The sequence below is a fragment of the Novosphingobium sp. genome, assembly GCF_025351285.1.
Taxonomy (GTDB): Bacteria; Pseudomonadota; Alphaproteobacteria; order Sphingomonadales; family Sphingomonadaceae; genus Novosphingobium.
Genome location: NZ_JANXWG010000068.1, coordinates 14,106 through 27,423, shown reverse-complemented (window position 1 = coordinate 27,423; position 13,318 = coordinate 14,106). Strand labels below are relative to the sequence as shown.

The 13,318-nt window shown below is 64.8% G+C and carries 6 protein-coding genes; all 6 read left to right on the top strand.

The genetic code is table 11. The annotated features are described in order from the left end of the window. Window positions 1-22: 22 nt before the first annotated feature. The 6 genes from tssK to Q0R16_RS08260 all read left to right on the top strand — a co-directional run bounded on the left by tssK (window position 23) and on the right by Q0R16_RS08260 (window position 12,818). Window positions 23-1,366 (top strand): type VI secretion system baseplate subunit TssK, encoded by a 1,344-nt coding sequence (tssK, locus tag Q0R16_RS08285; RefSeq protein ID WP_295634852.1) that lies wholly within the window; start codon window positions 23-25, stop codon window positions 1,364-1,366. Continuing rightward, window positions 1,363-2,796, top strand: a complete 1,434-nt coding sequence (gene icmH / locus Q0R16_RS08280) for a type IVB secretion system protein IcmH/DotU (protein ID WP_295634849.1) — start codon at window positions 1,363-1,365, stop codon at window positions 2,794-2,796. Before tssK ends, icmH begins: the two co-directional genes overlap by 4 nt. Before the next feature lie 13 nt (window positions 2,797-2,809). Next, the gene (gene tssM, locus Q0R16_RS08275; RefSeq protein ID WP_295634846.1) at window positions 2,810-6,250 is read left to right on the top strand and encodes a type VI secretion system membrane subunit TssM; all 3,441 of its coding nucleotides are present in this window, start codon (window positions 2,810-2,812) and stop codon (window positions 6,248-6,250) included. Between the two features lie 83 nt (window positions 6,251-6,333). Beyond that, the gene (locus Q0R16_RS08270; RefSeq protein ID WP_295634843.1) at window positions 6,334-6,924 is read left to right on the top strand and encodes a hypothetical protein; all 591 of its coding nucleotides are present in this window, start codon (window positions 6,334-6,336) and stop codon (window positions 6,922-6,924) included. A 274-nt stretch (window positions 6,925-7,198) separates the two neighbouring features. Next, on the top strand, window positions 7,199-11,131 hold the full coding sequence (locus Q0R16_RS08265; protein ID WP_295634840.1) for a CHAT domain-containing tetratricopeptide repeat protein: 3,933 nt from the start codon (window positions 7,199-7,201) through the stop codon (window positions 11,129-11,131). 886 nt (window positions 11,132-12,017) lie between these two features. Then, entirely contained in the window at window positions 12,018-12,818 is an 801-nt protein-coding gene (locus Q0R16_RS08260) for a DNA methyltransferase (RefSeq protein ID WP_295634838.1), read from the top strand. The last annotated feature ends 500 nt before the right edge of the window (window positions 12,819-13,318 follow it).

Genomic DNA, 13,318 nt, shown 5'->3' with positions numbered 1-13,318 from the left:
CAATTGACGGGGGTCATCACTTTTGACGTGGGAAAACAAGCCCGTCTGGTCGGAAGGAATGTTCCTTCGGCCACAACACTTCCAGCAGTTGGAGCGTTTTGTCGGCGCTCAACTGGAAGCGCGGGTGCGTCCGTTGATTTCGCACGGCTATGGGCTGGTCGAATTGCAGATCGCGCCCGGCCCGTTGCAGACCGGCAAGCTCGTGCTCACCCGCGCCGCCGGCATTTTCGAAGATGGCACCCCGTTCCGCGTGCCCGAGGAAGCCGCGGCGCCGGTGCATTTCGAAGTGTCGCGCGAGACGCGCGATTGCGTGATCCACTTGTGCATCCCCGAACGCCGCGCCGGCACCGCCGATGTCGCGCTCGATTCGACCACGCGCGCCGAACCGCGCTTTCGCGCCGAGGAATTCGAAGCTGCGGACACCGTCTATGGCGGCGCTTCGCGGGTGGCGCTGAATGTCGGCCGGCTGCAACTGTCTTTGCGCACCGAACAGGAAGGGCTCGAAGGCTATATCTCGCTGCCGATCGCGCGGGTGATCGAACGGCGCGCCGATGATACGATCACGCTCGATCCGGGGTTTATCCCGTGCGGCGTGGCGGTTGCGGCAGGATCTGTCCTGCCCGGTTTCCTCAACGAACTGGAAGGCATGCTGCACCAGCGGGGCGAGGCGATTGCCGGGCGGCTGGGCACTCCGGGCGCGAAGGCGGTGGCCGACATCACCGATTTCCTGATGCTGATGACGATCAACCGGGTCGAAGCCGAAATCAAGCACTTGCTGGTGATGCCTTCGGTCCACCCGGCCGATCTTTACGGGATGCTGTGCGGGCTGGCGGGCGAACTGTCCACTTTCACTGCTTCATCCAACCGCCCGCAGTTCATGCCGCTCTATGCACACCGCGAACAGCGCCTGTGCTTCGATGCGGTAATGGCGGACTTGCGCCGGTCGCTCAGCAAGGTGTTCGAGCAGACTGCGGTCGCCATCCCGCTCGAACCGCGCGCTTTCGGCATTTCGGTCGGCCAGATCCAGGATCGTTCGTTGTTCACGTCCGCGCAGTTCGTGCTGGCGGTGCGCGCCGGGAGCGATACCGAACAGCTTCGCGCCAACATGCCGCGGCGGACCAAGATCGGTTCGGTCGAACATATCCGCGACCTGGTGATGCGGCAGTTGCCGGGGGCCGATCTCTACCCGATGGCCGCCGAACCGCGCCAGATTCCGTTCCGCGCCAACACCGTCTACTTCAGCATCAACAGCCGCCACGAACAGTGGCAGGCCGTGCGCACGTCGGGTGCAGTCGCGCTGCACGTGGCGGGCGACGTTCCGGGGCTCGAACTCGAAATGTGGGCAATACGAGGCGCGCAGTCATGAGCGACGACAACGACGATGGCGATGCCACCGTATTTCGCCCCGGAGGCGGAACACCCCCCGGCGCGCCCCGGCCTGCGGCCCCGGCCGGCGGCTTCCCGCCTGCTTCTGCGCCTCCACCCTGGGGCGCTGCGAGTGCTACTGCCAATACAAGCGGCGGCTACGTCCCGCCGCAGCCGCGGTCGATCCAGCCCGAAGCCTTCGCAGGCAGTGGCGCTGCTCCGGCAGAGATCAACTTCACCGCCATCGAACCGACGTTGTACGGTCCGGAACCGCTGGTTGCCGCCGCCGGGCGGTTGATCCATCTTGCCAGCCATGTCCGATCGCTGCCGATCGGCCCCGCGCTCGAACCTTTGCGGCGGCTGGCAACAAACGAACTCGAAGCCTTCACCGGCCGCGCGCGTGCACTGGGGCTGGAGCAGAAATCGGTTCAACTGGGCCACTATATCCTGTGTGCGTTCCTCGATGATGCGGTTATGTCGACGCCGTGGGGCGCCAGCAGCCCGTGGTCGCGGCAGAGCCTGCTGGTGGCCTATCACAACGACAGCCAGGGCGGCGATCGCATGTTCAGCATCGCCGAACAGATGGAGCGCGACCCCGGCCGCGAACCGCGCCTGGTCGAACTGTTGTACCAGTGCCTTTCATTGGGCTTCGAAGGCCGCGCCGCGCTGGACCCCAGGGGCCAGTCGCTGTTGAACGATCGCCGTTCACGGCTGGCGGCCGTGATCCAGCGGCAACGCAGCGCCCAGGCGGCCGACTTGTCGCCGCAATGGCGCGGGCAGACGATCGCCAGCGGGCCGTTTGCGCCGCCGGTGCCGTTGTGGGCGATCCTTTCGGGCATTGCGCTGGTTGCGCTGCTGATTTTTGCCGCGCTGCTGTTCCGCCTTTCGGGCAAGGCCGATGCGGCCATCGACGGTCTGGACCGCGCGGTCGGCCGCCGGGTCGCGCAAGTTCCCGCACCCCCGCCCCAAAGCGCGACGCCCACATTCGAACGCATCCGTCAGATCCTCAAGCCCGATATCGACGATGGCCGGCTCGAACTGCTGCGCGAAGGCAGCGACATCGTCATCCGCCTGCACAACCAGGGGCTGTTCGCCTCTGCTCAGGCGGAGGCATCGAGCAGTTGGAACGACACGTTCGGCCGGCTGAGCGAAGCGGCCAACCTCACCAAGGGCCGCATCAAGGTGGAGGGCCACACCGACGATCAGGCGATTCGATCATCGCTGGCCTTCCCGTCGAATCAGGAACTTTCGGTGGCGCGCGCCGAATCGGTGGCGCGTGCGCTCAAGGGCGCAGGTCTTGCCGATGCCGGTCGGCTCGCGACGGCAGGGTTCGGTTCGACCCGGCCGGTTGGGGAGAACACGACAGAAGACGGGCGCCGCGAAAACCGGCGCGTAGAGCTTCGCGTGCAGAACAGCATCGCATGGCGCTAGCAGGGGGCTTGCAATGAGTTCGGTCAAGGATCTGCTGCGCAACCGCTGGTTCTGGCGCATCGTCGGCGCGCTGGCGCTGGGCGTGTTCATCTGGTTCGTCGGCCCGTTGATCGCGGTCGGCGGCTGGCGGCCGTTAGCGTGGTGGCCGGTGACGCTGTTGTGCGCGCTGCTGCCGCTGGTTGTGGTCGGCGTACTGGCCTTGCTCGCCCGCCGTCGCGACCGGGCGCAGAACGAAGCGCTGATGGACGCGCTCAAGCCCGATGCCCTGGCGGCCGAACGCAGCGAAGTGGCCGAAAAGCTCGACCAGGCGCTGGGCATGCTCAAGGCCACCAAGCTGGGCACCCGTCAGGCTTATGCGTACCAATTGCCGTGGTACGTGATCATCGGGCCTTCGGGCGCGGGCAAGACCACCGCTCTGCTCAATTGCGGGCTCAATTTCCCCACCGCGGTCGCCGGCGAATACCGCGCGCTGCGGGGCCAGCCGATCACGCCCAACTGCGATTGGTGGTTCACCGACGAGGCGGTGCTGATCGACACCGCGGGCCGCTACGTCACGCAGGACATCGACGCCAAGGCCGATGGCGAAGGCTGGAAAAGCTTCCTCGACCTGCTCAAGGTCCACCGCCCGCTGCAACCGCTCAACGGCATCGTCGTCGCCATTCCAGCGACTGACCTGGCCGACCCGCGCCTGATGGCCAGCCACGCCGAAAACGTGCGCGCGCGGCTGGCTGAGATCGGTGGCACGCTCGGGCAGGACTTGCCGGTCTACCTGCTGCTGACCAAGGCAGACCTGCTCGCCGGTTTCCGCGAATACTTCGCCCGCGCCACCGACAGTGAATCCGATCAGGTGCTGGGCGTCACGGTTCCCGGCACCGACCCCGATGCAAATGCGGTGCTGAGCGGTTTCGATGCGCTTGTAACAAGCATTTCGTCGCGCGTGGTCGATCGCATGCAGGGCGAATCGCAGATGCACTTGCGCGCGCAAGTCGCCGCGTTCCCGGCGCAACTGGCATCGCTGCGCGCGCCGATCGCCGCGCTGATCACCGCGTTGGGCCAGAAGAGCCGGTTCGACCTTCCGGCACGATTGCGCGGCGTGTACCTTGCCTCGGCGATCCAGACCGGCAACCCGGTCGACCGCATCCTGCTCAGCGCCGGCGCTCCCGCCAGCGCCTCGGCGTTCGGCGTGGGGCAGGGCCGCAGCTACTTTCTCAAGCGGTTCTTTTCCGATCTGGTCATCCCCGAACAGGGCATGGCGGGCCGCAGTCCCGCTGCGGAAAAGCGCACCCGACAACGCTACATGGTGTCCTGCGCCGCGGCAGCAGGGGCCTTTGTCCTGCTGTTGTCAGTCTGGACCTGGGGCTATTTCCGCAATGCCGAACTGATCGACAAAGTCGACAGGACCACCGCCGAATACAGCGATATCACGCACCAGATCAGCGGGCTCGACCAGGATCTTGCCGCGCTGGGCGCGCTCGGCAAGGCAGAGAACGACATGCGCAACGCCCCCAGCTTCGTGCTGGGGCTTGGGCAGGGCGGCAGGTTGGCGGGCGATATCAAGGGCATCTACGGCCGAGACTTGCAGATGCGGCTGACCCCGCTGCTCGCCGATCTTGCCGAAAAGCAACTGGCAGCCAACACTGGCGCGCCGACCGCGCTTTACGACGACCTGAAGTCGTATCTGATCCTGGGCGGACGCGGGCCGAGCCAGGGCGAACAGGTGGTCGCCTGGGTGCAATCGGCGTGGGTCGCTCGCGGTGGCGCGGGTTCGGAAGTGCAGGCGGCCGACTTGGCCAGGCACACCACCGCCTTGTTCGATGGCGCGTTCAAGCCGATCGCGATCGATGATCAACGCGTGGAATCCGCGCGCGCCGTGATCCGCACCCAGCCGGCAGCGGTGCGCGTCTATGGGCGGCTCAAGTCCAGGGCGATGGCATCGGGTTCGGGCATGTGGACCGCGCGCGAGAACGCCGGCCCGCAACCCGACCTGTTCTTTGCCGCCACCGGGGCATTCGCGCCGGGCGCCGGCGTGCCTGCGCTGTTCACGCGCAACGGCTATGACAAGCTGTTCGTGCCGATCGTGGCGAAAGGCGCGCAATTGCTCGAGGAAGAAAAGTGGGTGGTGGGCGACGCCGGCACGCCGCAGATGTCCGCAACCGAACTGATCGCCTTGAAGGGGGGGCTGGAACAGCTCTACTTCGGTGAATTTGTCACTAGATGGCAGGGTTATCTGGCTTCGATTCAACTCAAGCCCGTGGCATCGCTTTCCGATAACGTCCAGCGCCTGCGCAATGGCGCTGGCCCGTTATCGCCGATCAAGCCGCTCCTGAAGGCGATCGCCAAGGCCACCGACATGACGGCGCTTGGCGAACCGATCCGCGCGCCAACCGGCCTCGCCGGCCAGGTGATGAACCGGGCCGGCCTGGTGCCCGGGCCTGCGGGTGGGCGCTCGGAAGCGGTGACGGCCTTCCTGCCGCTGCGCTCGTTCATCGGCACCGGCGATGGCAGCCCGGCCGATGGACTGCTGCAAACGATGAACCAACTGGCTGAAAAGCTGAACCTGATCTCGGTGATGCCCGGCGGTGGCGGCGATGCGGGATCGCAGCAGAGCACCGAAGCCAAGGCGTTGATCCAGAGCCTTGACCAGTCCGGTAGCAGCCTGCCGCTGCCGGCGGGGGTGTGGGCCAAATCTGTTGCAAGCGATGCCAACGTCTCGCTGGGAGGGGCGCGGATCGCGCAGATGGGCGCCGCGCTCAGCGCCAGTTTCGGCGATGCCTGCGGGCAGACGCTGATGCGCGCGTTCCCGGTCCAGCCGGGCACCGCGACAGACCTGGCCATTGCCGATTTCACAGTTTTTTTTTCAACTCAAGGCCGGTTTGCCAAGTTCGTCACGGATGAAGTCGGCGGCTATATCGACCGCGCCGGGCCGTTCTGGGCAGCCAAGCCCAACGCTGCCGATGTGGGGCTGACCGAAGCCAATGTCCGCGCCTTGCAGGCCGCCGATACCATCACCCACACCTTTTTCGCCAGCGATCCCAATTCGGCGCGGCTGTCATACCAGATCGAACCAGTGGCGCTGTCCGGCGCCGGATCGGTTACGCTCGAGATCGACGGCCAGTCGATGACTTTCGACGGCAAATCACCGATCCCGGCCACGTTCAACTGGCCAGGGTCGGGTGGCGCTTCGGTGAAGTTTACCCCGGTCGCCACCGGCGGCGCGGCGCAAGTGCGGACCTGGGCCGGTTCCTGGGCGGTGTTTCGCCTGGCCAAAGTGGCCGCGATCCGCCCCGGGGCCAGTTCGGTGATCGGCGAGGGCAGTCTGACCCAGGGCGGGGCACGCTTCGATTTCCGCATTCGCACCTTTGCCGGCAGCAACCCGTTCGTGCTCGATCCGTTCGTGAAAGTCGCCTGCCCCAGTTCACCCTCGGCGCCGGGCAAGACGACAGGGGCGGCGTGAGAAAAATGTCCATGAAGTACACCCCGCACGCATGACCTTGGAATTGCTTGCGAGGCAGGCGCGGGAAAACAGGAGAAGGCATCGTGGAAACTCCCCATTCCTGGACGGCGAACAAGCTTTTCGTCACCGACGACGACGAAAAGCTGGTCTCCGGAATCGACAACCCGTCGATTTCGCTGACTACCGCCGGCACCAGCCTTTACCGCGCCGGCCATCGATTCAAATTCAACAGGGAGAGCAAGACATTCGACGTAGCCGATCCGGATTCGGTCTTCGCCAGCCCATGGTGGGCAACCTGCGACGATTTCAACCGGGTAACCTGGGCAGCCGCCTGCGCTCCGCACGAACAGGCCGAATCGGCCCGCGCGGCGTTTGCCGTCCACCCCGGCTGGGGCGGCGATTGTTCGATGTTCGCGTCGATCGTCACCACCGTGGACCTGACCGTATGGTATGGCCTCGGCAAAAGCGTGATCGCGGCCGATTTGTTCAGCGGGCAAATGTCGATCGCCTTCGCTTCGCAAGAGATCCTGCAGGTCTATATCCCGGGTTTCAGCAAAAACGGCATGCAATGGAGCGATCGGCGCCAGGTGATCAGCATGGGCGATACTTGGGGCAACGGCATCGGCCACCAGGGCAACTTGCCGCACGACATCACCAACGCCGCCCGGCCATGACCGATCTGGCGGTGGTTCGATCCTGATATTTGCACCCCTTGCGGGCAAGCGCCGGAACGAATGTAGAAATCCATCCACCAGGTGATCCGATATCGCTGCATCGGGTGTGAGGATGGTCGCGTCGGCCATCGCATCTTTCTGTCCCGACAAGGTGTCCAGGCTCTGCAACCATTTGAAGTACCGATGTGATTGGTGCTTAGGTCGCTTTGTTGCGCAAACGACAAAAGGGACTGATGTGAGGCTTGATCGGAAGCGTGACGTTCGCCGCACAGCGATGATTGTGCTGGTTCTGTGTGCCGCGATGCCGCAGGCGGCCGTGGCCGGGCCCGATGCCACCGGGGCAGAGTCCACCACTTCCACTACCGGACAAGGCCATGTCGCGCTTTACCGGGCCGGCCTCATCGATCGGGCGTGCGACGCCCTGTCGCGCGAAAAGGCGGGCAGCAACCAGATCGGGAGCGCGATGGCTCGGCTGCTCAACGAAGCCGTGATCATCGAGACAGCCTGTGGGCGGCTGGCCGAAGCGGCTGCCGATGGGCGGGCGGCGCTTGCCATTGCAGGGCTGTCCGAAGCCGACAAGTTGATCGTTGAGGGCAACCTCGCGCTGGCCACCCTGCGCAGCGGCAAGGCGGATCAGGCAGTCTCGGTTCTGCAACGCGTGTCCGATCGGCAGGACGGGCTGGGCCTCGCGAAAGCCGCAGCGCTGACGCGGGCAAACCTTGCCATTGCGCTGTGGCAGGCCGATCGGCTTGATGAGGCCGCCACGGTGCTCGACGGCGCCATTGCCGCCTTGCCCGATGCATCGGCCGCGCGCCTGGCGGCGCTCGCGAACCAGACCGCGATCGCGACGATGACGCTGCGCTATGGCCAGGCGTTCGATGCCGCCGCCCAGGCCGCGGCAATCGATGCGGGCGGCGATCGCCCACTGGCGTTGCGCATCGCCCTGACGCGCGCCCGGGCCGGCTATCTCGGCACCAACTGGCAGGATGTCGAAAATGCGAATCCCGCGATGCGCAAGGCGGCAAGTGCCATCATCGAGGCCCAACCGGCGGACGGCGCGCATGGCGTGTTCGATTACATCCCGCTCGTTGCCGATGGGGCCGCACCCGCGCAAGGCCTGGCGTTGCTGGCCGGGCCCGAGGTCAAGGGCTTCATCGAACAGGTGCGCCTGCAAGCCACTTATGCCGAACCGGCCCAGGGCATCCGCGCGTTCGATCTGATCCGCCCGCTGGAGGAGCAATTGGGTGCAACGAACCTGCTCGGCCACGATCTCGAAGCGGCGGCGCGCCACCGTGAAGCGCTGGGCGAAAGCGCCGTGGCGATTGCGCTGGCAAGGCGATCGGGGGACCTTTCGCTGGCGCAGTTCGATGTCGACACGATTGTCAATCGCGACGCCCTGACCGCGCTGGCGGATCGGCTCGAAAAGGCCGGGCAGGCGAAGGATGCCACGATGCTGCGCGACCGCATCGCGCGCGCGCCGGCCATTCTCGCCCGCGCCAGGGCGATCGAGGATCGCTATTATGCCGATCGACGCGGGCCGGCGGATAACCTCGTGCTGGTCGAACAGGCGCTGCGCATCCTCGAAGGCTATCCGGGCCCGAACACGCATTTCTACGCCAGCCAGCTCGACATGAAGGCGGTGTTCCTGCTCGAGGCGGGGCGGCCCGACGAGGGCATTCCGGTCTTGCAGCGGGCGATCGAGATCAACCGCGCAACGCTGGGTGCGCACAGCGACGACGTGGTGCGCCAACTGGTATTCCTGGCCGACCTTTTGCGCCTATCCGGGCGCAGCGATGAAGCGCGCGCGCAGCTTGCCAAACTGGTTCGCATCGCCGGCGAGACCGATGCGAACACCCAGGATACCTTCGACAGCTATATCGCGGCGCTTGGCGAAAGCGGTCACGGCCGCGAGGGCGTGGAATGGGCCACGCGCCGGATCGAGGTAATCGAGCGGGTCCGGTTGCTGGCCGCTTCACAAGCGCAGCATTCCAGGGAAATGTATGCGAACGGGCAAGTCGGCAACATCCCCACGCTGGCACCCGACATGAAGCCCGTGCTGTTGGAGCGCGCGCGGATACTGCTGTCGCTGGGCAAGCCCGACGATGCCGCGCGCGATGCCCGCGCGGTGCTGGCGACGATCGCGACCTACAAGGACCCGATGACCGCGAGTTGGGATTACCCCAACGCGCACATCCTGCTCGGCCAGGCGCTGCTGGCGACGGGCAAGGGCGCGCAGGCCCGCGTGGAAGCCGATGCCGCCACCGCGATCCTGGCCAGGATGCGCGGTATCGATCCGCTCGTGACCAACGCCGCGGCGGTGCTGCAAACGCGCGCAAGGCTCGCCGATGCGCCCGTCGCGGCTACTGCGCTCGACGCATTGCGACCGCTGACGACCGCGGCGCTTGCCAACCCGGTTTCGGAAAGCCTGCCGCTGCCGGGCCGGCTCGCCGCGGCAACCGGGGCGATCTCGCGCGTCGATCTGTTCGCGCTCGAACTCGATGCACGGTGGGCGGCCAAAGGTGCCGAGCATGATCCGCAGGCGGCCTTTGCCGCCGTGCAACGCGCGCTGGCAACTTCCGCCAGCCAGGCGGTGGCGCTCGCAGCCGGCCGGCGCTTGGCCGCTGCGGGAAAGCCGGCGCTTGGCGAACTGGCGCGCGAGCGCGAGGATCTGGTCGGGCGGTTCCTGGCCGCCGATCGTCGATATGCCGAAGCCGCGTCGGGCACCGATGCCGCCGCCGGCCTGGCGCGCAGCGATGCCGATGCGGCCAAGCAGGCGATCCTGGCGCGGTTCGCGGCCATCGACGTGGCCTTGCGCAACGACGCGCCCGGCTATTTTGCTCTCGTCCGCCAGGATCCGCTGGCGCTGGCACAGGCGCAGGCCACGCTCGATGAGGACGAGGCGGTGCTGATCGTCGAGCCTGGTGAATTCGGCACGCACTTGTTCGCGCTGACCAGGACCGCGCTGACCTGGCAGCGATCCGACTGGAACCGCAACCAGATAGCGCAGGCCACGCGCCGGTTGCTGTGGTTCGCCAGCGCCAACGTGACGGCCAGTGATGTCGAAATCGCCACTTGGACCGGAGAGGTAGGCGGCGGCGAAAATGGCTTCGACCGCAAGACCGCCTACACGCTGTGGCAGCAGGTGATCGCCCCCGTCGCAGCCACGCTCGCGGGCCACAAGCGGCTGTTCGTGATCGGCGGCGGCGCGCTGTCCTCGCTGCCCTTCGCCATGCTCGTCGCCGCACCGCCCGAAGGCGCCGACGATGATCCGGCGGCGCTGCGCGCGACGCATTGGTTCGGCGATGATCACGCCTTGACCCAGTTGCCATCGCTGCAGTCGCTCGCATTGCTGCGCAACCGGCCAGAAGGCAGCGCCACTGGCGGAAACCGCAGCTTCGTCGGCTTCGGTGATCCGGTGCTCGATCCGCCCGCGGCCGTGTTGGTGCCGATGGCCGATCGCGGCGACGGCGGCCGGCGGCGGGGAGGACTGCGCAGCGGGCCCGGACTTGCGGCCGGCGTGGTCGGGTTTCGCGCCGGTGAGACGGTGCCGCTCGCCGATCCGGTCGAACTGCGCGGTCTCAAGCGCATCCCGGGTACCGCGATCGAGCTCAATGCCATGGCCAAAGTGCTCGGCGTGTCAGCCGACCGGCTGTTCCTGGGTGCAAACGATCGCGAAACCACCTTCCGCGCGTCGCCGCTGCTGCGCGATGCGGGGATCATTTCACTGGCAACGCATGGCCTGCTCGGCGGATCGCTGTCGACTGTGGCCGAACCAGGGCTGGTTTTCACACCCCCCGCAACGCCAGGCGCGGCCGATGACGGCTACCTGACCAGTTCAGAGGTTGCCGCATTGTCGTTGCGCGCGGACTGGGTCATCCTGTCGGCCTGCAATACTGCGGCCGGCGACGGCACCGCAGGTGCGCCGGGCCTGTCGGGCCTGGCGCGCGCCTTCTTCCATGCCGGCGCGCGCAATCTGCTGGTGTCGAACTGGCCGGTGCGAGACGACGTGGCGCCCAGCCTCACCGTCGGCGCGATCGAGCGCGTGCTGCAGAATCCGGCGCTGAACCGGGCCGAAGCGCTTCAGCAGGCGGTAAAGGCGGTTCGCGACAACGGAGTGGCGGACAAGGTCATGCAACAGGGCATAAGCCAGACCTGGGCCCATCCGTCAGCCTGGGCGCCGTTTTCGCTGGTCGGCGACGGACGGTAGCGGCGCTTTGCCGGGGCACTGCCAAGATATCGTTCGGCAGCGCGAGGCGCGCGACACGGCCAGCCGCAGCCTTGCCGATCGCCGGCATCATCGATAGCGTTTCTGGGCCTATCGCTTGCGCAGACCGCGCATCGTCATTGAGGGTGTCGGTTTCGGGCACGCTGGGCTGCTGGAAATGCTTGGCTTTTTCTCGGAATTCGGTGCCAAGCCTGCGCTTCGATTTCTTGCACTGCTCGCTCGTGACCGTGGTGAACCACCCGAGCAAGTCCTTGGCGCACCGCACGAGGGAAATAGCAGGGCGCTTCGGATTTATCGAGGTGGTCGCACACGCTCCGCTCCTGTTACGACTGTAACAGACGGCTGCAAAAACCCGCTTATTTCCAACACATTGGCCGTCTTCCGGGGGCGGAATGGTGCTGCTGGGGAGGATTGAACTCGCATCCCCGAGAGCCATCATACTGAAACTAAGCGGTATTTTTCATCCGCCGCCTTTGCTGTAATGGGCCAATGTAACGGTTTCGGCAAGCGGCAATACGATGCCCATACCTCGCGGGGGAAAAGGGCACCCCTGCACCTCGTAATCCTCGCCGTACTCGGCAACAGTGCTGGGGGTCCGGGATGGCTCCGCACGTCGTGCCTGTTGCCCCGGCTGTCTGACTTGGCTAGGTAGAACGTACAAAGAACATTGAGCCGCAAGGCCCAGTGGAGAGCTTAGCGCAATGCGATCAATGTGAGAGCACACTGCCGACTAGGGCCTGTCGTTCAACAAGTGGTGGGTAGGCACGCCGCCCTACTTCCCTGTTGCGGTTATGCGGCCTACCTTGTGCTTGACACTGCGGAGGCAAGCCCTCTACGATGACTATAAGTAGCATTAAGGATTTCACAGATGAACGACATGCTCCCCCTCATAGTGCCAGACGAGGACGAGAGCCCCGCCGTTCGTCGGAGACAAGCGAGGGGGGTTTCGACCTCAAATGTTGTCGTCTCGGCCCACCTTGCAGACAACGCGGAAGTGTTTCCCCAAGTGCTGGCCCTGCACGTTGAAAAGGGTGCGACCGTTGCTGACCTGACTTATGGCAAGGGGGTGTTCTGGAAAAGGATACCTACAGAGGATTATGTGCTGCTCGCATCTGATTTGAAGGTGGGCCAGTGCTGGACCGAGTTGCCGTATGAGAACCAGTCCGTCGATGCCGTGGTCTTTGACCCCCCATACATGGAGGGCCTCTACAGGACGACCAAAGCGGCCCTTGCTGGCTCTGGTACCCATGCAGCCTTTCAGGAGGCCTACTCAAATAGTTCCTTGCAGAAGGGCAAGAAAGTACGCAAATACCACGACGCGGTACTCGAAGCCTATCTGTCAGTGATACCAGAAGTTAAGAGGATACTGCGTCCCGGCGGTCGATTTATTGTCAAGTGCCAGGACGAAGTTTCTGCCAACCGACAAAAACTTACCCATGTTGAACTAATCTGGGCATACGAGAAGCAAGGCTTCTACTGCAAGGACCTGTTTGTCGTAGTGCGGCGCAACGCTCCGGTTATTTCACGCCTATTAAAGCAAGAGCATGCGCGGAAGAACCACTCCTACTTCCTAGTCTTTCAGCGGCAGGATCATCGCCCCCGTCTCGACTATTCGAACTTCTCCGGATGGCTCCGTGATGACATCGGGGGCGGCGACGGGACTTCCTGATCGATCATCTAGGAGGTCTATGAGATTGGTATGCCAATCGTCAGTCAGTGGCCACGTAATGTTTTCGGTAGTCGCAAGTAACTGCGATGCTTGAAAAGCCGTGTATTTATTGGACGATGAGGCACGGCAATCCTCATTGCGCTTGTATGCAAAGTCCCAAGTCCCTGTGAATGGAAACAGGGGGGCGGCAAGTATGTCATACTCACCCCGGACGTAACAGGTTGTCGTGATGATCGAACCGTCGGCTAGGCGTACATCCCTTCGGTCGGATGCGTCATTCTGTATAACTGCTTGCAGGTAACCACCGGCAATGTTCATACAGATGGATGCAGTTTGTAGTGACTTGAGTTGGATGCCGTAGCGACGTCCACCATAGGTAACTGTTCGGTCCGACTTATTGACCTTCCTGTCATGGTCGTCGTGGGCTTCGATGTGCTCAGAAAGGATCATGTGGTACCGCTCGGGCAGGTGCTTCTCGAACATCTCCTCTGCAATGTAGC